Annotated in this window: 16 protein-coding genes; 8 read left to right on the plus strand and 8 right to left on the minus strand. The window is 70.4% G+C overall.

The genetic code is table 11. The features are described from left to right. Positions 1-116 precede the first annotated feature (116 nt). Positions 117-1022, minus strand: coding sequence for a formyltetrahydrofolate deformylase (gene purU, locus E7Z54_RS13795; RefSeq protein ID WP_136434617.1), 906 nt, complete (start codon positions 1020-1022; stop codon positions 117-119). A 19-nt stretch (positions 1023-1041) separates the two neighbouring features. Further along, complete coding sequence (locus E7Z54_RS13800; protein WP_136434619.1) at positions 1042-2481, minus strand: trimethylamine methyltransferase family protein; 1440 nt, start codon at positions 2479-2481, stop codon at positions 1042-1044. 146 nt (positions 2482-2627) lie between these two features. Between E7Z54_RS13800 and E7Z54_RS13805 the strand changes: the two genes are divergently transcribed. The 6 genes from E7Z54_RS13805 (at position 2628) to E7Z54_RS13830 (ending at position 8034) form a co-directional block, all read left to right on the plus strand. Beyond that, entirely contained in the window at positions 2628-3398 is a 771-nt protein-coding gene (locus E7Z54_RS13805; protein WP_136434620.1) for an IclR family transcriptional regulator, read from the plus strand. Then, positions 3395-4060, plus strand: a complete 666-nt coding sequence (locus E7Z54_RS13810; RefSeq protein ID WP_136434622.1) for a corrinoid protein — start codon at positions 3395-3397, stop codon at positions 4058-4060. Before E7Z54_RS13805 ends, E7Z54_RS13810 begins: the two co-directional genes overlap by 4 nt. Continuing rightward, positions 4057-4932 carry a dihydropteroate synthase gene (locus E7Z54_RS13815; protein ID WP_136434624.1) on the plus strand — a complete coding sequence of 292 codons (876 nt, stop codon included), beginning with the start codon at positions 4057-4059 and terminating at the stop codon, positions 4930-4932. The genes E7Z54_RS13810 and E7Z54_RS13815 overlap by 4 nt, the downstream gene beginning before the upstream one ends. A 67-nt stretch (positions 4933-4999) precedes the next feature. Beyond that, complete coding sequence (locus E7Z54_RS13820) at positions 5000-7045, plus strand: ASKHA domain-containing protein (protein WP_206056204.1); 2046 nt, start codon at positions 5000-5002, stop codon at positions 7043-7045. Next, on the plus strand, positions 6984-7637 hold the full coding sequence (locus tag E7Z54_RS13825) for a DUF1638 domain-containing protein (RefSeq protein WP_136434626.1): 654 nt from the start codon (positions 6984-6986) through the stop codon (positions 7635-7637). The genes E7Z54_RS13820 and E7Z54_RS13825 overlap by 62 nt, the downstream gene beginning before the upstream one ends. Before the next feature lie 13 nt (positions 7638-7650). Next, positions 7651-8034, plus strand: a complete 384-nt coding sequence (locus E7Z54_RS13830) for a GFA family protein (protein WP_276606231.1) — start codon at positions 7651-7653, stop codon at positions 8032-8034. An 18-nt stretch (positions 8035-8052) separates the two neighbouring features. On the opposite strand, the gene E7Z54_RS13835 is transcribed toward E7Z54_RS13830, so the two are convergent. Further along, positions 8053-8895 (minus strand): methylenetetrahydrofolate reductase, encoded by an 843-nt coding sequence (locus E7Z54_RS13835; protein ID WP_136434629.1) that lies wholly within the window; start codon positions 8893-8895, stop codon positions 8053-8055. Positions 8896-9019: 124 nt separating this feature from the next. Here E7Z54_RS13835 and E7Z54_RS13840 point away from each other — a divergent pair, with 124 nt between their 5' ends. Beyond that, positions 9020-9190: an ester cyclase gene (locus tag E7Z54_RS13840; protein ID WP_136434631.1), complete on the plus strand. Its 171-nt coding sequence runs from the start codon at positions 9020-9022 to the stop codon at positions 9188-9190. A gap of 38 nt (positions 9191-9228) precedes the next feature. Here E7Z54_RS13840 and E7Z54_RS13845 read toward each other — a convergent pair whose 3' ends face one another. Continuing rightward, complete coding sequence (locus tag E7Z54_RS13845) at positions 9229-9744, minus strand: CGNR zinc finger domain-containing protein (protein WP_136434633.1); 516 nt, start codon at positions 9742-9744, stop codon at positions 9229-9231. Between the two features lie 25 nt (positions 9745-9769). Here E7Z54_RS13845 and E7Z54_RS13850 point away from each other — a divergent pair, with 25 nt between their 5' ends. Further along, entirely contained in the window at positions 9770-10681 is a 912-nt protein-coding gene (locus tag E7Z54_RS13850; RefSeq protein ID WP_136434635.1) for an AEC family transporter, read from the plus strand. Between the two features lie 47 nt (positions 10682-10728). Here the strand turns inward: E7Z54_RS13850 and E7Z54_RS13855 are convergent, their stop codons facing one another. The 4 genes from E7Z54_RS13855 to E7Z54_RS13870 all read right to left on the minus strand — a co-directional run bounded on the left by E7Z54_RS13855 (position 10729) and on the right by E7Z54_RS13870 (position 24290). Continuing rightward, the gene (locus E7Z54_RS13855; RefSeq protein ID WP_136434636.1) at positions 10729-11538 is read right to left on the minus strand and encodes an isocitrate lyase/PEP mutase family protein; all 810 of its coding nucleotides are present in this window, start codon (positions 11536-11538) and stop codon (positions 10729-10731) included. A gap of 82 nt (positions 11539-11620) precedes the next feature. Then, entirely contained in the window at positions 11621-13579 is a 1959-nt protein-coding gene (locus tag E7Z54_RS13860; RefSeq protein ID WP_136434638.1) for an acyl-CoA dehydrogenase family protein, read from the minus strand. Positions 13580-13968: 389 nt separating this feature from the next. Further along, the gene (locus tag E7Z54_RS13865) at positions 13969-16839 is read right to left on the minus strand and encodes a LamG-like jellyroll fold domain-containing protein (protein ID WP_136434640.1); all 2871 of its coding nucleotides are present in this window, start codon (positions 16837-16839) and stop codon (positions 13969-13971) included. A 44-nt stretch (positions 16840-16883) separates the two neighbouring features. After that, complete coding sequence (locus tag E7Z54_RS13870) at positions 16884-24290, minus strand: family 43 glycosylhydrolase (protein ID WP_136434641.1); 7407 nt, start codon at positions 24288-24290, stop codon at positions 16884-16886. Between the last annotated feature and the right edge of the window lie 140 nt (positions 24291-24430).

Genomic DNA, 24430 nt, shown 5'->3' on the forward strand with positions numbered 1-24430 from the left:
TGCTATCTGGCCGCCGCGTCAAGCACCAGTTCTGTTGTCCGACATCCAGGGACCACCCACCACCCGGGTGGTAACGGGATCCTCTGGCAGCCTCGCACCTCGAGCACCTCTCCAGGTCACCGGAAGACGACAGTGCGGTTTCCGTTCAGCAGCACTCGTGACTCCGAGTGCCAGCGGACCGCCCGCGAGAGGACCTGCGCCTCGACGTCGCGACCAGCCGTCACCAGCTGCTCCTGGGTGAAGCCGTGGTCGACCCGAACCACGTCCTGCTCGATGATCGGCCCCTCGTCGAGGTCCGCCGTCACGTAGTGGGCGGTGGCCCCGACCAGCTTCACGCCGCGGTCGAACGCCTGGTGGTAGGGCTTGGCGCCCTTGAAGCTCGGCAGGAACGAGTGGTGGATGTTGATCGCGCGGCCGGAGAGGTCGGCGCACAGGCTGTCGGAGAGCACCTGCATGTACCGCGCCAGCACGACCAGGTGGATGTTGTGCTTCTCGACCAGCTCGCGCAGCTGGTCCTCGGCCTGGGGCTTGGTCTCCGGCGTCACCGGGATGTGCACGAAGTCGAGTCCGTGCGCCCTGACCAGCGGCTCGGCGTCGAGGTGGTTGGAGACGACCGCGGGGATCTCGATCTGGAGCGATCCGGAGCTGTACCGGAAGAGCAGGTCGTTGAGGCAGTGCAGGTGCCTGGAGACCATGATCAGCGTCCGGTACGGCGCGTGGGCGTCCCACAGCTCGAAGGTCATGTCGAACTCGGCCGCGACGTCGGCGAAGTCGCGCCGCAGCTGCTCGGCACTCACCTGGTCCGCGCCAGGCCCCTGCACGAGGAAGTCCAGGCGCATGAAGAACCGGCCGGTGAGGCGGTCGCCGAACTGCTGGCTCTCGAGGATGTTGCCGCCGTGGCGGACCAGGAAGCCGGAGACGGCGTGCACCACGCCGGGGCGGTCCGGGCAGGTCAGGACGAGCACGAAGTCGCCCGACGGGGCGCTGGCGCGGGGCGTGTCCTCGGTGGTCACGAAGGTCATGGCCTGCGTCCTCCTCGTCCTAGTCGCCCAGCTCGGCACGCCGACGTACGACGTACTCCCGGAGCTCTTCCTCGATGGCGGCATCGAGGGGCGGCGCCTCGTACTCCTCGAGCTTCTTCCGGTAGATCTCCTCGGCCCGGGTGTTGGCGTCCTTGCCGCCGTTGCGCATCCACCGCTCGTAGTTGTCCGAGGAGGAGAGCAGGGGTCGGTAGAAGCAGGTGCGGAAGCGCTCCATGGTGTGCATCGCACCGAGGAAGTGGCCACCGTGGCCGACCTCCTCGTGCGCGCCGAACGCCATGGACTCCTCGTCGATCTCCAGCGGCGTGAACTCGGCGCGCATCATCTGCAGCAGCTCGATGTCGACGATGAACTTCTCGTAACCGGCGACCAGCCCGCCCTCGAGCCAGCCGGCGGAGTGCATCACCCAGTTGGCGCCGGCGAGGAACGTCGGCATCAGCGTCATCAGCGCTTCGTACCCGGCTTGTGCATCGGCGGTCTGGGACGACGTCAGCCCGCCGCCGGTACGGAACGGAAGCCCGAAGTGGCGGGCGATCTGCCCGGTGCAGAGCAACCCGAGGCCGGACTCGGGGGTGCCGAAGGTCGGCGAGCCGGACTGCATGTCGATGTTGGAGAGGAAGGACCCGAAGATCACCGGCGTGCCGGGACGGATCAGCTGCGACAGCGCGATGCCGGACAGTGCCTCGACGATCTGCTGGACGAGCGCGGCCGGGATGGTCACCGGTGACATCGCGCCCATCAGGATGAACGGCGTCAGCACCACGGGCTGCCCCGCGCCCGAGTACTCGAACTGGGCCTCGAGCATCCGGTCGTCCCAGCGCAGCGGGGAGTTGCAGTTGATCAGCGAGATGGTCGCCGGGGTCTCCTCGATCGCCTCGCGGGACCCGAACAGGATCGAGGTCATCGCCAGGGTGTCGGCGGCGTTGACGCCGGAGACCACGTTGCCCATGTAGACCTTGTCGGTCAACGTCTGCAGGGCGAGCGTCATGTCGAGGTGGCGGCTGTCGAGCGGGGTGTCGTTGGGCTCGCAGATGACGCCACCGGCCGAGTCCAGGACCGGGAAGGACTGGGCCAGCTTCGTGAAGTTCCTGAAGTCGTCCATCGTGGCGTCCCGGCGCACCTCGCCCTGGCGCACGAACGGCGGCCCGTAGACGGCGCCGAACGCCATCGACTCGCCGCCGATATGGATGTTGTGCTCGGGGTTCCGCGCCTGGACGTCGAACTCCCGCGGCGCCTTGGCTACCTGCTCGAGCACGAAGTCGGGGTCCAGGAAGACCGTGTGCCCCTCGACCCGCTGGCCGGCCTTGCGGAACAGCTCGAGCGCTCGGTCGTCCATGAACTCGACGCCGATCTCGGTCATCAGCTTTCGCCAGCCCTTGTCGAGGGTGGCCATCGCCTCGTCGGAGAGGACGTCGTAGCGGGGCATCCGGTTCTGGAACATCGAGCCTCCTGGGGGCGTGCGGGCCGGTCGCGTGATGGGACGGTGCTTGACCCACCTCGTTCCGCATCCTAGCCTCATGTTATGGGAGTGGAGTTCCACATCATGGAACTCTTCGAGGATGAACGGAATCCAGCAGTGAGCACCCGATGACGACGCCGCCCACCACGGGCACGCAAGCGGTCGACCGCGCCGCGCTGCTCGTCGCCACGGTCGTCCGCGCGGACGAGCCGCTGACGTTCGCCGACCTCCAGGCCGCGTGCGGCCTGCCGAAGTCGACGACCTCGCGGATGCTCACCGCCCTCGAGCGCTCCGAGCTGCTCGAGCGCAACGACTCGGGCTCCTACGTCGCCGGTCCCCTGTTCTGGCTCTACGCCACCCGCCACGACCCGTGGGAGGAGCTGGTCCGGCTGGCCCGGCCCACCATGGACAGGGTCGGCCAGGACACCGGCGAGACCGTGAACCTGTCGGTGTGCCGCGGCGACCGGGTCGTCCAGGTCGCCCAGGTCGACTCCACCTACCTGCTCGGGACGCGTGACTGGACCGCGGTCGACGTGCCTGCTCACTCCTCGGCGCTGGGCAAGGTGCTGCTCGGGTACGGCGTGGTCGACCTTCCCAAGGGCGAGCTGGAGCAGCTGACGCCCTACACCATCACCGATCGCGAGGCGCTCCGCCGCGAGCTCGCCCAGGCGGTACGCCGCGGCTGGGCCAGCACCGCGGACGAGCTCGAGATCGGCCTCTCCGGCATCGCCGCACCGGTGCGCGGCAGCGGAGGTGAGGTGGTCGCCGCCCTGGGCATCTCCGGCCCCAGTCCGCGACTGCAGGACCGGCGCGAGGAGATCGGCCGGAAGCTGAGCGACCGAGCGGAGCAGCTATCCGGGCTGCTCCGTCGGAATACGCGCAAGGAGGGCGTGGCATGACCCCAGAAGAGATCCTTCAAGGCCTGTACGACGAGACGCTGGTGGGCAACGCCCCGCGCGTCCTCGAGCTCACCGATGAGGGGCTCGCACTCGACATGGAGCCGCAGACGCTGCTCTTCGACGCGCTCATCCCCTCGCTCGAGGAGGTCGGCGCCCGCTTCGAGCGCGGCGACTTCTTCGTGCCCGAGATGCTGATCGCCGGCCGCGCGATGGCCGGTGCGATGGAGCGGCTGCGGCCGCTGCTCGCCGAGACCGGCGTGCAGACGATCGGCAAGTTCCTGATGGGCACGGTCAAGGGCGACGTCCACGACATCGGCAAGAACCTCGTCAACATCATGCTCGAGGGTGCCGGCTTCGAGGTGATCGACCTCGGCGTGCAGGTCCCGCCGGAGAAGTTCGTGTCCGCGATCGAGGAGCACCAGCCCGACATCGTCGGCTTCTCGGCGTTCCTCACCACCACGATGCCGATGTTCAAGGCGAACATGAACGCCCTGGAGAAGGCCGGCATCCGCAACGACGTGATCGTCATGGTCGGCGGGGCCCCGGTCACCCAGGAGTACGCCGACGCGGTCGGCGCCGACGGCTACGCGGCCGACGCGTCCCAGACGGTCAAGCGCGCCAAGGCGCTGCTCGACGAGAAGCGCACGAAGGTGCCCGCATGACCGCCCCTCGGCTCGAGACCGTCCTCCGGTCGGCGACCCAGCAGGTCGTGATCGGTCACGACACCCGGTTCTGCCTGATCGGCGAGCGGATCAACCCGACCGGCCGACGGATCTTCCAGGAGCAGCTGCGCGCCGGCGACCTGTCCGCGATCGAGCGCGACGTGAAGTCGCAGGTCGAGGGCGGCGCCGACGTGCTCGACATCAACATGGGCGTGCCGCTCACCGACGAGGCCGACCTGCTCGCCAAGGCGATCACCATGGTCCAGTCGCTGACCGACAAGCCGATCTGCATCGACTCCTCCGTGGTCGAGGCGCTCGAGGCCGGGCTGTCGGTCTACCAGGGCCGCGCGCTGGTCAACTCGATCACCGCCGAGGACGAGCGGATGGAGCAGATCCTCCCGCTGGTGAAGAAGTACGACGCCGCGATCATCGCCCTGCCCAACGACGAGGACGAGATCCCGATGGAGGTGGAGAAGCGAGTGACGCTGACCCGCAAGATCATCGAGGTGGCGACCAAGGAGTACGGCATCGCGGCGGCGGACATCGTGATCGACCCGTTGGCGATGCCGATCGGCGCCGACCAGACCGTGGTCGTGACCGTGCTCGAGACGATGCGCCGGATCCGCGACGAGTTCGGCGTCAACATGACCTGCGGCGCGTCCAACGTCTCCTTCGGCATGCCCTCGCGGCACGCGATCGGGGCCGCGTTCCTGCCGATGGCGATGCAGGCCGGTCTCACCTCGGCGATCATGGACACCCGGACGCCGCAGATCGTCGAGGCCGTCAAGGCCGCCGACCTGCTCCTGGGGCACGACGAGTGGGGCGGTTCCTGGATCGCCGCGCACCGCGCCCGACAGGCTGCCCCGGCATGATCGCTGCACCGAGTCGTGGCCCTCGTCCGCTTCGCCGCACCGGCCGACGGTTCCGCGGGGACCCGGCGTGACCCTCGACCCCGCTGACAAGCCCGGCGCGGACGGATTCTCGCTCGACGACGTCCGCCGCGAAGGGCTGATGGCCAGCCCCGGCACGGAGCCCGTCGCGCACGACGGGACCGGCCGCGTCGAGCTGGCGTTCACGGTCGAGGACGCGACAGGCGCGGCACCGGCGCGACGTACCGTCCGGGTGCCGCCGGGGGTGACTGTCTTCGATTCCGCGTCGTGGAACGGCATCGCGATCGACTCCACCTGCGGCGGCCACGGCACCTGCCACAAGTGCAAGGTGCGGGTCGAGGGATCCACCCCCATCTCGCGGCACGACGTCCGGACCTTCAGCCGTGAGCAGCTGGACGACGGCTGGCGGTTGGCCTGCCTGGTGCAGGCCACGCGCGACCTCGCCGTCGACGTTCCTCCCCTGACGACGCGACCGAAGGCCGCCACCGTGGGCGTCGGACGGCAGGTGATCCTGCGTCCCGCCGTCCAGAAGCGGTACGTCGAGCTCGACGAGCCCAACCTGGCCGACCAGCGCCCGGACCTCGCGCGGCTGCTCGAGGCGATCGACGACCTCGCCCCCAAGCCGGACCTGCACGCGCTGCGGCGGCTGCCACATGTGCTGCGGGCAGCGGACTACAAGGTGACGGCGGTGATCGTCGACGAGTCGCTGGTCGACGTCGAGCCGGGCGACACCACGGACCAGCGGTACGCGATCGCCTACGACCTGGGGACCACCACGGTCGTGGCGACGCTGCTGGACGTGGCGCTGGGGACGCCGGTCGCGGTCGCGTCAATGCTCAACAAGCAGCAGCCGTACGGCGGCGACGTGATCACCCGGATCAGCGCCACCATGATGGATCCGGAGACACTCCCCCGCCTGCAGCAGGCAGCCTCGGCCACCCTCGTGGAGCTGGCGGAGCAGGTCTGCCGTGAGGGCGGCGTCGACCCGAAGCAGGTCTACGAGGTCGCGGTCGCCGGCAACGCCACGATGACCGCGCTCGTCCTGGGCATCGACCCGGAGCCGCTCGGCGTCGCGCCGTTCGTGATGTCGACCTCGCAGCCGCCCACCGTGCTCGCCGCCGACGTGGGCCTCGAGCTGCACCCGCGCGCCCAGGTCTTCTTCTTCCCGGCGCTCGGCGCGTACGTCGGCGGGGACATCGTCGCCGGCATGCTCGCCACCGGCATGGACCGGGACAAGCGGGTCCGGCTGTTCATCGACGTCGGCACCAACTGCGAGCTGGTGATCAGCGACGGCGACCGGATCCTGTCCACCGCTGCACCTGCGGGGCCGGCGTTCGAGGGCGGGGCCATCAAGTGCGGCATGCGCGCGGCGGACGGCGCGATCGAGGTGATCCGCCTCCACGCGAAGCTCGACCCGCCGTCGGCCGAGGAGGTTGCCCAGTCCACCCCGCCGTCGGTCGAGGAGGTTGCGCAGCAACCGTCACGAGACCCCAACCCGGTCGAGCTCGGCGTCATCGGCGACGTCGAGCCCAGGGGCCTGTGCGGATCCGGCCTCGTCGACGCCGTCGCGGAGCTGGTGCGTGTCGGCCTGCTGGACGCCTCGGGCCGGTTCATCCCGGAGGACCAGGCGCCGACCGTCGCGCCTGCGCTCGCCGACCGGCTGACGAAGATCGGCGAGGAGCGGGTGTTCGTGCTGCACCGCCCGCATCCGGAGGCCGCGCCCGAGGACTGCGTGGTGCTCTCGCAGCGCGACGTCCGCGAGCTCCAGTTCGCGAAGGCCGCGATCTCCACCGGGTGGACGCTGCTGCTGGAGGAGCTCGGCCTGGAGCACCGGGACGTGCAGCAGGTGCTGATGGCGGGCTCGTTCGGCAGCTACATCTCCCCCGCGGCGGCGGTACGGATCGGCCTGGTGCCCAAGCTGCCGGTGCTGCGGATCGTCTCGGCTGGAAACGTCGCCGGTGAGGGCGCGAAGATGGCACTGCTCTCGGTCCGCGAACGCGCTGGGGCCGAGGCGCTGCTGCAGGAGGTGACCTATGTCGAGCTCTCCGATCGCCCCGACTTCAACGATCGGTTCGTCGACCAGCTCGGGTTCTGACCGCCTGTCCCTGATCGCCTGCGGCGCGCTCGCCCAGCCCGCGGCCGAGATCGCCGAGCGCCGCGGCTGGCCGGTCGTCGTACATCCCCTGCCGCCGCTGCTGCACAACCAGCCGCACCTGATCGCCGGTGAGGTGCGTACGCTCGCCGAGCGGCTGCTCGCGCAGGGCGACCGGGTCGCGATCGGCTACGCCGACTGCGGGACGTACGGCGCGCTCGACGAGGTCTGCCAGGAGCTCGGGATCGAGCGGCTCCCCGGCCTGCACTGCTACGACGTCTTCGCCGGACCCGACCGCCTCGCGGCGTTCTTCGAGGAGCAGGCGGGCACCTACGTGCTGACCGACTTCCTGGTCCGGTCCTTCGCGCGCACCGTCATCCGCGAGCTCGGGCTCGACCGGTTCCCCGAGCTGCGCGACGACTACTTCAAGTCCTACACGCGGGTGGTCTGGCTCGCCCAGGAGCCCGACGACGAGCTCCGGCGGCTCGCCGAGCAGGCGGCGGGCGCGATCGGCCTGCCGCTGACTGTCGTCGAGACGGGCCACACCGGGCTGGAGGCGGCGCTCGAGGACCTCGTCGGCCACACCGGTGGCTGAGATGTCGCGACAGATGCGCGGGCAGTGCCTCTGCGGAGGCATCCGGTACGCCGTTCGCGGCGCCCTGAGGGACGTCGTCAACTGCCACTGCGCACGCTGCCGCAGGTTCACCGGGCACCACATGGCAGCCACCGCCGCCGCACGGGACGACGTCGTCGTCGATGACGAGGACCGACTGCTGCGCTGGTACTCACCCGTCCCGGACGCGAGCTACGCGTTCTGCTCCCGTTGCGGCTCCTCCCTGTTCTGGCAGGCGTCGTCGGCGCCCGCCCGGCTGTCCATCTGTGCGGGAACGCTGGACCCACCCACCGGGCTGCGGACGATCGAGGCGTGGTGGGTCAGCCAGGCCAGCGACTACCACCTCCGCCCGGAGCTACCCGAATTCGCCACCGAGTGACGCGGAGGGCACTCCGGATCACCCCTGCAGGCGACTCAGCCAGTCCTGGCGCCATGCCTCGGTCTCGGCGACCTGGTTGAACGTGTAGAGGTGCAGCCCGGTCACGTTCGCCTCGGCCTCCCCCACGGTGGCCGCGCACTTGCTCAGGAACGACTCGCCGGTGAACCCTCCGGGCGCCACGAGCCGCGCCATCAGGCCCTTCTGCTTGGCCAGGAACCGGGTGGAGTCGCCGACCCCGATCTTGGTCGCCATCCCCAGCAGCTTGGCGCGGTCGACCGGCCCAGGGATGCCGAGCAGGACCGGGAGCGTCACGCCACGCAGCCTCAGGCGGTGGATCCAGTCCTTGATCACGGCCGGGTCGAAGGTCAGGTTGCTGACGATGTACGTCGCGTGCCGGCGCTTGTCCCACATCGACTGGACCGTGAGGTCGTCGTGGATCATCGGGTGGCTCTCGGGGTACCCCGTCACCCCTACCTGCGCGAACGGCCTTCCGATCTCGGTCAGGTCCTCGAGCATCGACAGGGCGTCGACGTAGTCCCCCACCGCCTCCGCGTCGCCGCCGGGCACGAACACGTTCGTGACGCCGGCCGCCTGGAGCCGACCCACGAGCTCCTCCAGCTCGGAGCGTCCGGAGACCATCCGCGCGGCGAGGTGCGGCACCACGGTGTAACCCTGCGCCGCGAGCCGCTCCGCCGTCGCGATGGTGCGCTCGAGCCCCATGGACGGTGACGCGGTGACCGTGAGCGGGACCGAGGTCGGCACGGCGTCGAGCACCTTGGCCTCGATCGTCGCGGTCGGGAGGATCTCGTACCGCGCGTGGGTCAGCAGCCGCAGGACGGCAGGCCGGTCAGTGTTGCGCATGAGGGCACTCTTTTCGTAATACGCACCGTTGCAATCAGGGTAGACCTCGAAGGCTGCGGGGAACAGAGCCCGACCGGCGAAAGTTCCAGGCCTCCGATCTTCTCGCGCCCATGCGGATCAGGCTGTGCGATGGACCAACGAGGGGACGCACGTCGGCGCCCCACCCACTGGCGGCGCCTTCACCATCGGCGGCATCGACATCTACCGCGTCGAGAACGGCCTGCTGCGTGAGCACTGGCACCAGCTCGACCAGCTCTCGATACTCGGCCAACTGGGCCTGCTGCCGACCGGCTAGTGGCCTCCGAGGCCGACACTGCTGGACCGAAGCGCCCGTCAGGTTCGGGGCCGGCTGGCCCGGTGGCGGGCCACCGCGTCGTAGTTCCCGCACCGCGCGCTGCAGTAGCGCCGACGGCCGTTCCGTGAGGTGTCGACGAACACGAGGCGACAGCCGTCCCGGTCACAGATCCCTAGCCGGGTGCCCCCGGTCCAGGCCGTGAGGAAGGCGAGCCCACCGGCGGTGACGGCCTTGACCCGGGCGACCACGTCCTTCTCGTCGGCGACCAGGTGCAGGTGAGGGTCCAGGCCGTCATGTGTGGTCAGGTGGAGGCGTCCTGCAGCCTCGTCGAGCAGCCGGTTGATCACCGCACAGCGCTCATCGGGCTCCGCAGTCTCGAAGGCGGCGCGCAGCGCGTCGGACCAGCTGCGGAGGACTGCGACGCCCTGCGCGTCGAGGCGGGGCCATCGGATGGCGTGATCGCGCAGGATCGCCTCCAGGTCTGCCTCGGGCTCGGCGTTGACCAGGGCGACCGCCAGTTCCGGGCCGACCCGGTTGTCATGGTTGAAGTGCACTGATTCATTACATCACCCTGTGCGGGTGACAACCGTCCTCGACGCCATCGTCCCCGTGGCCCTTCTGATCAGCCTCGGCTGGGTACTGCGCCGGCGCGAGATCCTCGGCGGGCGGGCCTTCTGGGACCAGCTGGAACACCTCACGTACGTGGTGCTCGCTCCCGCACTGTTCGTGTCGTCGATCGCCCGGGCCGACCTAGCCGTCGTCGACCCCGTGCCCATGGGGGGTGTTCTTCTGGGCTCCACTCTCCTGGTCACTGCGGCGCTCCTGGGGTTGCGCCGCAACCTGTCCATGGACGGGCCCGCCTTCACCTCCGTCGTCCAGGGCGGCGTGCGGCTCAACACCTATGTCGGCCTCATCGTCGCCGGCAGCCTGCACGGGACGCCCGGTATCGCCATCTTCGCCCTGGCCACGGCCATCCTCGTGCCCGCGGTCAACGTGATCTGCGTGGCGGTACTGGTCCGGCACGGCAGCCAGGGCATCCGGTTGCGGACGCTGCCTCGCCAGCTCGCCACCAACCCGCTGATCCTCGGCTGCATGGCCGGGCTCGGCATCAACCTCGGCGGCCTCGGAGTGCCGCCGGCTCTCCTCGACACCGCCGCGATCCTCGGCCATGCCGCCCTGGCGACCGGCATGCTGTGTGTCGGCGCTGCGCTGACCTGGCAGAGCCATCCCCTCGCCGGGCGAGCGCTGGCCGTATCGACGACCGTCAAACTGGTGGCACTCCCACTCGTCGCCGCCGCCCTGTGCCACCTGGTTGGCGTCACCGGAGCAGCGGCGACCGTCGTGATCTTGATCCAAGGTCTGCCCACGGCAGCCTCGGCCTACGTGTTGGCGCGTCGGATGGGCGGGGACGCCTCGCTGATGTCGACCATCACCGCGGGCCAGACGGCGGCCGCACTGGTCACGTTGCCGCTGATCCTCCAGCTCGCCTGACCCAGCACGGACCGGGCTCCGCGCTGCCGTCGCGTACAGGTCGCGGGTCAGCGACCAGGCCCGAAGAGCGCGTCGACCTTCGGAAGCCCTTGGAACCGGGACACGGTGCCCGACTCCGCGAGCTCCTGCGCCGCGGCGAGGACGCCGGCCCACGCGACGCCCGCAAGCGCGCCGCCGACGCTGATCCGCCGCACGCCCACCTCCGCCGCCTCGGCGACGGTGATGAACGGGGCGTTGATCAGCAGGTTCACCGGCGTGGGGGCGACCGTCGCGACGACGGCCCGGACCTGCTCGACCGACCCGATCCCCGGGGCGTAGAGGCAGTCGGCGCCGGCCTCGCCGTACGCCCGGAGCCTCAGGATCGTCTCGTCGATGTCCGGCCGACCGGCCACGAACCCCTCAGACCGTGCGGTGAGCAGGACTCCGCTGCCGGTCTCGTCGATCGCCTGACGCGCGGCGCGCACGCGCTCCACCGCGAGCTGGAGATCGAACAGCGGCTCGTCCTCGACACCCGAGGAGTCCTCGATCGAGAGCCCCGCGATCCCGGTCGCCACTGCGAGCCTCACGTTCTCCGCGACCCCCGCCGGCTCGACCGCGAAGCCGCCCTCGAAGTCGGCGCTCACCGGCACCGAGACGGCGCCGACGATCGCGCGCAGGTGCTCGAGCGCTTGGTCGAGAGTCAGGGCGTTGTCAGCCAGCCCGAGGGTCCAGGCCGCCCCCGAGCTCGTCGTCGCCAACGCCGGGAACCCCATCTGCTCCAGCGCCCGCGCACTCCCGACGTCCCAGGGGTTCGGCATCACGAAGCACCCTGAGGCGTGCAGCTCGCGGAAGGCGGCGGTCCGATCGTTGATGTCCATGGGCACCTCATCTTCAGGACGGGACTCGGACTCTAGTCCGCCGGTGAGCCTCTTCCGGTCAGCCGCGGTGGATACGCGCGAATCAGCGATAGGGACGACGTACCGTCTCGTGCTCGCTCGGCCCGGGGGCCCAGGGCGCGATCCACGGGCCGGTGCCCTCCGACTGGTCGAGCACGCCGTCCTCGAGCCAGGTGAAGTCCCCGTCGAGCACGTGGTCCGCGATGCGCCGGTCCGTGTCGTCGGTGTTGGCCCACAGGCGCTCGAACAGGTGGTCCGCCCGCAGGCGGGCCTGCTCACAGAAGGCGTCGGCGAGGGCGAACGCCGCCTCCGCCTGCGCTGGATCGTCGGCGCGGATCATGGCCGCGCGCGAGCACACCGCCGTGATCGCGAACAGCTCCGCGCCGATGTCGACGATGCGTCCGAGGAAGCCCTGCTTGTACTGGAGCTTCGCCTGCCAGCGCGACATCCCGTAGAACGTCTGGCGGGCGAGCTTGCGCGAGGACCGCTCGGCGTACCTCAGGTGCCGGGCGAGTGGACCGAACTCCGGGTACGCCGTCGGGACGGTGCCCTTGCCGACGGCGAGCTGCGGCAGCCACTTCGCGTAGAAGCCGCTCGCGTGTGCTGCGGCCCTCACCTTGCGACCGACGTCCGCGTCGACGACGGCCAGGTCGCCGGCGGCGGAGAGGTGGGCGTCGACCGCCTCACGGGCGATCATCAGGTGCATGATCTCGGTGGAGCCCTCGAAGATCCGGTTGATCCGCAGGTCGCGCAGCACCTGCTCGGCGTTCACCGCCCGCTCTCCGCGGGCCGCCAGCGAGGCGGCCGTCTCATAGCCCCGGCCACCGCGGATCTGGACCAGCTCGTCGACCACCAGCCACGCCATCTCACTGGACCAGAGCTTGGCCAGTGCGGCCTCGATCCGGATGTCCTTGGACCCCGCGTCCGCGAGCTGCGCAGACAGGTCGAGCACCGCCTCCAGGGCGAAGGTCGTCGCGGCGATGAAGGAGATCTTCTCCGCGACCGCACCGTGCTGACCGATCGGCCGTCCCCATTGGACGCGTTCGGCGGACCACTCACGGGCTATCTTGAGCGACCACTTGCCCGCAGCCGCGCACAGCGCCGGGATTGAGAGCCTGCCGGTGTTGAGGGTGGTCAGTGCGATCTTGAGACCCTCGCCCTCCCGACCCAGCCGGTTCTCGACGGGCACCTGTACCCGGTGGAACCGGGTCACGCCGTTCTCGAGGCCCTTGAGACCCATGAAGGCGTTGCGTCGCTCGACGATGATCCCCTCGGACGCGGTGTCGACGACGAACGCGCTGATCCCGCCGGGCCCGCCCTCGTGCTGGGGCACGCGGGCCATCACCACGACGAGCTCGGCGATGACACCGTTGGTCGTCCACAGCTTGACGCCGTCGAGCAGGTAGGTCTGGCCGTCGTCGCTGAGCGTGGCGGTCGAGGACATCCGGGCCGGGTCGGACCCGACGTCGGGCTCGGTCAGCAGGAACGCGGTGATCGCGCCGTTGGCGCACCGGGGAAGGAACCGCTGCTTCTGCTCGTCGCTGCCGAACATCCTCACCGGCTCGGGCACGCCGATGGACTGGTGCGCCGACACGAGGGCGCCCATGCTCGGGTGCACCGAGCCGACCATCATCAGCGCCCTGCCGTAGTAGGCCATGGTGAGGCCGAGGCCGCCGTACTCCCTCGGGATCTTCATGCCGAAGGCGCCGATCTCGGAGAGTGCGGCGAGGTACTCGTCCGGGATCCGGTCCTCGCGCTCGATCCGCTGACCGTCCAGCCCCTCGCACACGGTCCGCAGCCGGGCGAGGAACGCGTCGCCGCGCTGGGCGTCCTCGGGCGCGCCGCGGGGGTGCGGGTGCACCAGGGAGAGGTCGAAGCGGCCCAGATAGAGGCCCCTGGCGAAGCTCGGTCGATGCCACTCGGCCTCGCGCGCGGCCTCGGCGAGCTCGCGGGCCTCCGCCTCGGTGGCGTGCACGCGGGTGCCCGTGGGCTCCTTCGCGGTGTCGGACACGTCCTGGGTCATGGTGCCTCCGCTTCGTCGACTGCCAGTGTTACCGAGAAGTAGGGACGGAGGGAAGGGCTCGGGATGGGTTGCGCCGTTCCGCTCTCCCTCCCCCGTCCCCCGCTCCCCGATCCATGGCCAGACCGTCAGGTCACGGGTAGCGTCTGATGGATGAGCGAACCGGGCCAGCCCCAGACGCCACGCGCGGGCGAGGAGCCGGAGTGGCCTACGCACTGTGAGTTCTGCGGGACCGAGCTCGAGTCGGCCGTGGTGGATGTGACGCCGGACTCGGACTCCGAGCACCGACAGACTGGCTCACCGGGGACCGTCGTCGCCCAGGACTTCTGTCCGAATCCGGACTGCCCGGGAAAGGACGTCGACCGGTCGAGCTCCTGAGCGACCGGCGTACCTCAGCGGGCGCGGACCGTGGTGACGGCAGAGCTCGGAGCGGCCCATCGCGTTCCGCCGTAGGACGCGACGATCCGGTGCCGGCCGCGGTCCTTCACCGTCAGGTACGTGCGGGCGACACCGCCGGCCAGGCGCACGGTCCTCACGACCTTGCCGTCCAGCCGGATCTTCACCACACCCGTCGGGACGACTCCGGTCGCCCGGACCTCGACGACCACGCGAACCCGGTCCCGCGCCTTGACCTTCCTCGGTGCGGCCCGAAGCGACGTGGCGGTGGCGGCCCGCGCGACCGACGCGGTCGGGACCGAGGTCGCCGTGCCGGGCACGCGACCAGGTGCCGTCGCCGTCACCCGCACGGAGAGTCGCCTGCCGACGTCGGCGGCCCGCACGACGTACGCCGGGTTCGTCGCACCTGGCACCGGAACCCCACCCGAGAGCCACTGGACCGTTGTGCTGACCCCGGCCACGTCCCACCTCCCGGTCGTCGCCGTCAGCCGACGACCGACCATCGGCGTACCGGTCACAATGGGCGGCGAGGTGGCGACCGGGGCGGCCGGCACCTCCACGTCCTCGACGGTGACGGTCGCGGTCACCACGTTGTCGATGCCCGTGGAGCTGGTCAGCGGGACGCCGGCGCCGGTCGAGTCGTTGAGGTTGTTGCCGATGGACCGGACCTGGCCCTCGACGGTGAACTCGCCGGGCGTCTCGTACTCACTCGGCTCGACCTCGTCCCACACGATCGGTGCGGTGGTCTCCTCGCCGTCGTTGAGCACGACCTCGGCAGCTGCCGGAAGCTCGGGGGGCACGTCCTCGTCGGTCGTGACCTCGACCTCCTGGGTGACCAGCTGGTCCAGGTCGCTCAGGCGCACGGTGTCGTACTGCGCCTTGGTGAGGGAGACGATGCCGCCGTGCTTGGTGCTCGGCGCCATGGTGAAGCCGGTGGCGCCGGTGTCGAGCCGGGTGAACCCGGCGTCGAGGTCGGCGGTCTCATAGGGCCGGTAGCCGGTGCTCGGGATGACGTCGACGTAGAGGTACCAGTGGTCGCGGCCGTGGTCCTTGAAGATCGCGGGACCCTCGACGGCACCGTAGTCGGCCTGCCCGATGTTGGTCTGGATCTGCGTCCAGCTCGTGCTCGGGAGCCACCAGTCGGGCGCCGTGGTCTTCTCGTAGTAGATGCCGCGACCGCCGCCGTTGTCCTTCGTGAGCCGGTACGTCGTGCCGCGATCCTGGACGACCGTGGCGTCGATGACGTCGGCTCCGGTGTCGATCATGACGCCCTGGTACTCGTAGTCGGTCTTGAAGTCGGAGGTCGTGCCGTACACGATCCGGCTGTAGGTGGCACCGGTGTGCTGGGGGTCGTTCTCGGCGAACAGGGTGGATGACCAGTAGACGACGAACTTGCCGAGCGCGGGCGACCAGGTCGCCTCGGGCGCCCACGACATCCCCGCCGTCGGCGGCGAGACCTCGAGCTGACGCAGCGGACCCCACTCGACCAGGTCCTTCGACTCCCACACGTTGAGATGGAGGCTGCCGCGGCGCGACCAGCTCCCCCAGCCGGCGTTGTCGCCGCCGAAGACCCGTAGGTCCGTGGCGATGATGTACCAGGTCTTCGTCTCTGGGTTGAACGTGAGATACGGGTCCCGGACTCCGGTCGTGCCGAGGTTGGACGCCAGGATCGGCCTGCCGTCGTTGAGCGGCTTCCAGTGCGTCGGGTCGTCGTCGCGGGACACGTCGAGGTAGATCTTCTCGGCGTAGCCCCGGGAGTCCTCGATGAAGTGGACCATCAGGTAGCCGTACGGGTCCTCGGGCGCTGCCTCCGGCACGACCGTGACCTCGATGGTCTTGCTGGCGGACGCGCCCCGGACGGAGGCATGGGCGGTCAGCTCGACCATGACCGGCTCGGAGCCCCGGGGTGGTTGCGTGACCTCGCCGTCCGCGGTGACCACCGCAGGGTTTCCCGATGTCCAGCTGACCGCGCCGTTGGCCGTCGACAGGGTGGTGTCACCGTTCACCGTGCGATCCCGGAAGCCCTCGAGGAGCGCCTGAGCGGCCGCTGCCAGCTCGTCGGCGTGCTCGACCGCGTCGGCGTCCGAGAGCGTGGCGACCTCACCACTGCTGAGCACCCGGTCATAGACCCGGAAGGCGCCCACCCGTCCCTTGAACAACGGGTCCGGCCACGGAGCGCGGCCGATCGCGTTGAGGCTCTGATCGGTGATCTCGGCCGGACTCCACGGCATGGCTCCGCTGGCGACGCGCTCGCCGTCCACGAAGACCTGTGCGGTGTCGGAGATCCCGTCGACCGTCACGGTCAGGTTCGTCCAGCGCTGCGCGGCCGTGGCGCAGGTCGGCGCTTGGACCAGCGCCTCGGTGCCGTTCTTCAGACCGACCAGCGTGCGTCGGTCGCCGGCACAGTTGAGCGAGGAGAAGAAGTAGCTGTTGGTCGCGTCGTTGCCGATGTTCCACAGGAAGTGGAAGCCCGCGAGCATCGCCGGGTCGGCCCACAGCTCGGTCGAGATGGTCGCCTGCTGCCGACCGGCCAGGAGGTCGTCGGGCAGCTCGACCCAGCTGCCGGACGCCTTCGTACCCCCGGTGAAGCCGAGCGATCCATCGCCCCACAGGGCGTCGCCTCCCTGGCGAAGGGTCGCGTCCAGGGCATCCCCGTCGGAGGCCGAGCCGTCTGCCGTGTTGTGGACGACAGTGCCGGCGGTCTCGTCGAGGAGGTACTCGGCGACCAGACCGTCACGGGGAGCGGCCGGATCGTCGGCCGAGTCGGCCGCGTCGGCCGACACCGGGGCAACGGCGGCGGCCAGCGTGCCGCCGAGCAGGGCGGCTGCCGCGAGAGCCGCGATGCCACGCCGTGGGGTTCTCGTCATCGTCTTGCGCCGTTCTCTGGATGCTGGATCGGACGGTTCGGGGGTCAGCGGCGCCGGACGACCACGACGACCTTCTTCGTCGTCTGGTTGCCGGCCCGGTCACCCGCCCGGACTCGGACCACGTGCCGGCCCGGCGTACTGACCACGACCTTCCCCGAGTACCTGCGCCACGCCTTGCCGTCGACGCTGTACTGGACGATGGCGAGGCCGGACACGCGGTCGCGGGCACTGGCGGTGACCGTGACCCTGCGGGTGCCGTTCCTCGCTCGGGACACGTTCAAGACGGGCGCCGCCGGATCGAGCCGGACCGTCGTGGACCGGACCGCCGACGGGTTGCCGGCCGTGTCCGTGACGCGGTACCGCACCGTGGTGGTGCCGACCGGGAGGGTCACCGGAGCGGTCGCGGGGCGCCACGCACCGGAGCCGAGGCGGACCTCTGCAACGGCCACACCCGAGCCATCGTCGTCGGTCCCGGTCACCGTCAGCCGCAGCGGCCGGCTCGTGAACCAACCCGCCCTGCCGTCGGGTCGTGCCGGCGTGGTGGATGCCGTCGCGACCGGGGCGGTGCTGTCTCGGCGGATCGTCCGGCTCACCGGCTCGGAGGTGTTGCCCGCCTGGTCCATCGCCCGGAAGTCCACGTCGGTGACGCCCTCGGGCATCGCCACGGCACCGTCGTACCCGGTCCAGGGACCGTCGGCCAGCCGGAACTCGAGGTCGGCGCTGCCGCTGTCGTCGGTCGCCGTCGCGCTGACCGAGACCTCACCTCTGTACCAGCCCGAGGGTCCCGGGTCGGCGGGCTCGATGGCCACGGTCACCTCGGGCGCGGTGGTGTCGGCCTCCGAGCTCTCGGTGACCGTCACGGTGGTGCTGACGGCGCGGTTCGCCGGGGCGACCTCCTCGTCCTTCGACATGTCGAGGATCGGCATGCCGTCGGCCGCCCAGTGGACCCGCCGGATCGCGGCGTCGCGCGAGCCGCCGTTGTTGCGGGCGTGGTAGACGAGGACCAGGTTGCCGTCCGCGTCGGTCGCGAACATGCTGTGCCCCGGACCGAGCTGGCCGGTCGCGGTGTCCGACTTCAGCAGCGGATAGCTGGTCTTGGTCCAGGTCCCCGCGTCCAGCAGGTCCGTGCCCGACTCGGCCGTGAGCAGCCCGACCGCGTAGGTGTTGTCGGTGGCGGAGCCCGAGTACGTCAGATACACCTTGCCGTCGTGGTGGACGACGTACGGCGCCTCGACGACGGGCGTCGTGTTGTGGTCCCAGCCCAGGTCCGGGGAGGCGAACATGACCGGTTCGCTGGTGAGGCGAGCGGGGTTCTCAGGGTCGACCGTGGCGATCCAGAGCTGGGCATCGCCGGTGACGCCGCCCGCGATGTAGCGCTGCGACCAGGCGACGTAGGAGATCGTCTCGCCGTCCCGCTCGTCCTCGAAGTAGGTCATGTCGAGCGAGATGCCCGGATGTGCCGCGTCGAGCTGAAGGCGGGTGCCGTCCTCCTTGAGCACCAGGCGCGGAGCTCCCCAGTCAGTGGCGTCGGTTGGGTCGTCCCCGACCAGCTCCATCACGTGGGCCTGGACGTTGCACCAGCACAAACGCTCCACACCCGAGGCGAAGAACAGGTAGAGCTTGCCGTCGACCACCTGGAACTCCGGCGCCCACAGCGGTCCCGGCAGGGACGACGACTGGGTCAGGATCGTGCGGTCAGGCGCCGAGCGCAGGCCGTTCAACGTGTCCGCCGAGCGCAGCAGGAGCGTGCTCTGGCCGGCTTCGTTGGTCGCGATGAACAGGAACCGGCCCTGCCACCTGATGACTGCCGGGTCGGCGCGGCCGGCGATGAACGGGAACATGTGGTCGGTCTGACGGACGGTGCCGGTCACGGTGTACGTGCCGGGCTTGCTGGTGTCGACCGCGTCCAGGCTCGCCTCGTCCCAGTCGATCTTGCGGCTCGCCGCGGATCCGTCGTCATAGGTGAGCTCGGCGTCCACATCGCCGAGGTCCAGCTCGCCGTCGAGGGGCACCGAGACCGGGTCGACCTCGACGTCGGTGTTCTTGATCCGGCCGAAGCGGACCCGCAGGGCGGCCGCGGTGGCGGGGTCGACGACGATGGTGTTGGCCGGCACCGCGCCGGCCGCGGTCGTGGTCGCCTGCGCCGTGGTGGTGACCACCTGGCCTCCGCGCGGGTCGCTGTACGACGCGGGGTCGGTGACGTCCTCGGCAGTGCTGATCATGGGCGTCCCGCTGGCCGTCGTCCACGCGACGACGTACCGGTCGGCGGCGGAGTCCCAGTGAACGCTCGGCCGGCGGACCCCGCGGCCCTCCGGGTCCACCTCGACCAGGCCGACCTCGGTGAAGTCGCGAAGGTCCGGCGAGGAGAACAGCAGCATGTTGGATGCCGCGCTGTCGTCCGGCGTGCCGCCGCTGAGGGTGCGGGTGGCCACGACGCCGTAGCCGCCGTCCGCCAGCCGGAAGATGAAGGGGTCCACCAGGGTGCGGATCTGGTTGACCTCCGCGGTTGCGGTCGGCACCGCCTTCGCGAACCCGATGCCGTAGTTCTCGTTGAGAGCGGCGACGCCGTCGCGGTCGGGACCGAGCGCCAGGTGCAGGCTGTGCGCGACGTTCGGGCCGTAGGTCTGCGTGGCCAGCGGTGTCCGGGTGTAGCCGAGGACGAACCGCGCTTGGTCGGCCGGCAGGACCGTCACCTGGAAGCTCTTGGTGATCGTGTCCGCGTCCGGCGCCGAGATCGACGCCGTGACCGTGCCCGTGACCCGTTCCGTGCTCGTGAGCTTCCGGTCGGAGACCGTGAGCCCGGCGCTGGTGGTGCTCCACGCCGTGGTGACTCCGTCGACGTCCACCGAGGGCAGGGTGTCACCCGAGGCCAGGACGGTGGGCAGCACCAGCAGGTCGGCGAGCGCCGTCACCACGTCCGCCCGGGCCGGGACGGTGATGGTGAAGTCCTTCGTCACGCTGCGACCGTCGCGGGTCAGGGTGGCGGTCAGGACCGCGGACCCGCTGTCGGCGGCCACGGTGACGGCGCCCTCGGCGGTCACGACCGACGCGTCGCTGGTGGCCCAGCTGACGCTCACCTCGTCGCCCATGGTCGCGGGCAGGGTCAGATCGGTCGCCACAGCCGAGGTGTCGCCCAGTGAGAGCCGCTCCCGGGCCGACGCAAGGACGAAGGCGTCGTCGGCAGCGACGTCCTGCACCTGAGCGTCGCTGAGCGCCTCGCGGTGGATGGTGAGCTCGCGGAACGCGCCCTTGAAGGCCTGGTCGGCGGTGTAGCCGGACCGGCCGAGGTAGCCCAGCAGGGTGTCGGTCGCCGCGAACTGCGCGAAGGTGCGTGTCTTCGCGACCGTGCCGACCTTCACCCCGTCGACGTAGGAGGTCAGGGTCCCGGAGGTGAACACCGTCGTGTAGTTCACCCAGGTCCCGCGCTTGCCGGTGGTGTTCGGCCCGGAGACCTGGACCTCCGTGGTCCAGGGCTGTGTGGCGTTGACGCTGTTGGTGATCACCGACCGAGCGTTGCCGTTCGGTGCGGTCGGGTTCAGCAGCCAGTAGTTGGTCGGCAGGTTGTTGACCGGCGGTGTGCCGAAGGACAGGGCGGCGCCGTTGCGCGCCGGGCTGTCGCTCTTGACCCACACCGAGACCGTGAGGTCCTCACCGAGGCCGCTCACGAGGTTGTCGGGCAGGGCGACGTAGTTGGTCGAGGAGTTCGCTCCCCCGGGGAGCGCGAGCGCACCGTCGGTGAAGCTCACCGAGCCCACCGCCCTGGCGTCCTGGTCCCCGACCGTCTCCTCGAGGTTCGTGGCGAGCGGGTAGTGGATGTCCGGCGCGGGGACCATCGTCGTGGTGAGCTGCACCGGCGCCGTCGCCGGGCCGTACCCGGCGCTGTTGCGAGCGGCGACGGTGACGGTGTACGTCGTGCCGGGCTGCAGGCCGGTCACCGACGCCGACGTGCCCGTGACCTCCATCTCCGTCACCTGCTCGTCGTCCTTGAGGACGCGCACGCGGTAGCCCGCGATGTCGGCGCCGCCGTCGTCCTCCGGCGCGGTCCACGTGACGAGCGCGCCTGCGCTGGACCGCTGGCTGACCACCGGCGCACCCGGTGCGCCGGGCGGCTCGACCGGCTCCGCTTGGACATGCACGGTCACGGTCACGTCGCGCTCGGCGGGCAGCTCCTCCTCCGCGGTCAGGTTGAGCACCGGAGCGCCCGTGGCGTCGAAGTGCACGGTCCGGACCCGGGCATGACGGCTCGGGTCGGTGAGACCGCCGTCGGTCGTGTCCGCGGTGGTGCGTGAGTGGTACGCGATGACCGGGTTGCCAAGCTCGTCGACGCTGAAGGAGTTGTGGCCCGGGCCGGTCTGTCCGGCGGGCAGGTCCGCAGTCGACAGCAGGGGGTGGTTCGTCTTCTTCCACGACGAGGGGTCGAGCAGGTCGGCGTTCGCGTCGGCGGTGAGCAGGCCCACGGCGTACTTGTCGTCGACGGTGGCGCCCGAGTAGGTCACGTAGAACCTGTCGCCGCGCTTGATGACGGCGGCACCTTCATCGATCTGCTGGTTGGTGCTGGTGTTGCCCTCCCACGCCAGGTCCGGGTAGGCGATGATCCGCGCGTTCGAGATCAGCTGCCGCGGGTTGGCGGGGTCGATCTCGGCCATCAGCAAGGCGGAGGACGGAGCGGCCTGCGCCCAGATGACGTAGTAGCGGCCCTCGTGCTCGAAGGAGGTCATGTCGAGCGAGAAGCTGGCGAAAGCGAGGCTGTCACCGGCCTTGGGCAGCATCGCCCCGACCTCGACCCAGTTGGCCGGGTTCATCAGGTCACCGCCGGTGTGGCGAAGCATCATCGGCCGGATGTCGAAGACGTTGCTGCTGCGGGACGCGGTGAAGAGGATGTACCAGCCGCCGTTGATCTTGGCGAGCTCGGGCGCCCAGACATACCGCTGAAGCGCCGAGTTCTCCTCGTCCCAGAGGACGACCTCGGGAGCGTCGGTCAGGCCGTCGATGGTGCTGGCGCGACGGAGCACGACCCGGTCGTAGCCCTCGGGGTTGCTGCCGACCTGCGGGTAGGACGCGGTCAGGTAGTAGTTGCCGTCGTCTCCCTTGGTGAGGTCGGGGTCGGCTCGCTGGTGCGCGAGCTTCTCGGGGTACGACGTGCGGCCGACCGTGCCGCGCACGACGTACTCGCCTGGTGTGTCGGTGTCGACGGCGGCCACGTCGGCAGGGTCCCAGGTGACCGGCTGGACGATGTCGGCACCGCCGTTGCTGTAGGTGACGCTCGCTCCCTTGGGCAGCTTCAGACTGCCGCCGACCGGCACCGTGACGTCCTCGACCGGTCGGACGCCGGTGGCGCGCATCCGGGTGTAGGCACGACGCACGCTCGCGAGCTCGCTCGCGGTGACGCCGATGCTGGAGGCCTCCAGCGCCCCGGCAGGGAACGTGCCGACGGCGGGCGCCGGCAGCGGGTCGACCTCGACTGGCGCGGAGAAGGTCGAGAAGTTCGCGGTGCGGACCTGGTAGGTCTTGCCGTCGCCCAGGGCGACGAACGTCAGGCGGTAGGCGGCGATCCCGTTGTCGTAGGCGACGTGAACCGACCTCGCGTTGAGGCCCTGGCTGTTGAACGACACGAGCCGCTGGTTGGTGAACGTGGCGAGGTCGGCCGAGTCGTAGACGAAGACCGTCGAGCTGTTGCTGTCGGAGGTCGCCACCACGCCGAAGCTGCCGTCGGGCTTGCGGAACGGCGTGGGCGACCCGAGCTTCTGGGTGAAGCTGTCCGGGTAGCGGACCGGGCGCCCGTTGTGGAGCGCGGTGTACGACGTGCTCGCGCCGTCCGTATGGGCCAGGTGGATCGCGTCGGTGCGGTTGGTGTTGCCGGACTGGATGTAGGTGCCGATCCGGCCGGCATCGGCCGGCAGCACGTGCAGGTCGAAGGCGCGGGTCGCGCTGTGGCCGTCGCGAGAGAAGGTCGCGGTCAGGGTCACCGGCGTCCGGGCCTCCGGTCGGTTGACGGAGCCGTCGGCGGCCAGCACCTCCGGCGCGGAGGACGACCACGCCACGTCGACGCCGTCGACCTGGCCCTTCAGGACGATGTCGTGCACCACCTCGCTGATCGCGACGTCGTATGCGGCCGATACCCGGGCGACATCGGCGGCGGGGTCGTCGGCGAGGACGGTGACGGTGAACTGGCGGGTGACCTGCTTACCGCCCTTGCTGAGGACTGCGGTCAGGGTGACCTGGACGTCGTCGCCGCTCGGACGGGTGACCGTCCCGTCCGGATCCACGACCGCCGGAGCCGAGCTGGTCCAGCGGACCTGTGACCCGCTGGACCCGACGGTCGGGAGCGAGAGGTCGGACGCCGTCTCCTCCGGGACACTGAGCGCCGCGGCATCCGAGGCGACCTGCTCGTAGGCGTACTGGGCGGCGACCGTGGCGTCGCTGAGGCCCTTGGTGTAGACGCGGACGTCACGCACGCCGCCCTTGTAGAAGGCGTCGGGATAGGAGGAGCGCCCGATGTAGCCGGCCAGGTTGCTGCCGAAGCTGCTCAACGGGGTGCTGTGGGAGACGGACCCGACCTTGGCGCCGTTGTAGTAGCCCGTGATCTTGGTCGGCTCGATGACCGTCGTGAAGAGACTCCACACACCGGCCGCCGTGATCGGGCCGGCGATGCCGCGGCTCGCCGTGGTGGGCGAGATGCCGGTCTCGGTGCCCCAGGGTGCCGTGGAGCTGACGGTCCCCGTGGTCATGACGGTCTTCAGGCGGCCGCCGGGGTTCCTGGGGTTGAGCAACCAGTAGCGCGAGGGCGGGTTCTGGGTGGTCCCGAAGAACATCGCGGCGTAGTTGCCGGCGGCGGTCTCGTTCTTGAGCCAGGCCGAGATCGTGACCGTGTCCTGGCCGTTCAGCAGGCCGGTCGGCAGTTCGACGTACGCCGCTCCGGAGCCGTTCGCTCCGCCCGGCAGGTTCAGCGACTCACCCGACACCGTGGCACCCGCACCCCGAATGGTGGCGGCGTGACCGTTGCCCGACACGTCGGGGACCGTGCTTCCGGCCGCCGTGGCGACGCCGGAGAACTGCCACGAGGCGAGCAGGTCCAGGTCGACGGTGACCGCGTCGGAGGGCGCAGAGGTCGTGGCGCCGTCGGCTCCGAGTGCCGTGACGGTCGCGGTGTACGTGCCGTCGTCGAGGCCCGCGAAGGTGTGCGTCAGGACCCCGGGAGCCACTTCGTACGACGCGACGACCGACTCCCCGGCGCGCAGCTCGACGAGGTAGCCGGTGACCGGGTCGCCGGCGGGAGCCGTCCACGTCACCGACACCGACTCACCGTCGGTGGTGACCCCCGGCTCGGCCGGTGCCTCAGGCGCCGCCGAGGCCGAGGTCGGGCTGACCAGACCGACGAGCAGGAGGGCGAGGACTGTCATCGCCACCAGGAGCGGAGCGAGACCGGCTCGTCGGGATGCGGGGATCGTCATGGGTCAGCAGGCTCCTCGGAGTGACGGACGACCGGCCACAGGGGTGTGACAGCCGACACAGTGGGCTATTGTTAGCGCTCTCATTGGGTGCGGTCAAGCGCCGGTCTCGCTGTCGGCCTTTGCGCCGCGCCAACACGGAA

The sequence above is a fragment of the Nocardioides sp. genome, from assembly GCF_004803405.1.
Classification (GTDB): domain Bacteria; phylum Actinomycetota; class Actinomycetes; order Propionibacteriales; family Nocardioidaceae; genus Nocardioides; species Nocardioides vastitatis.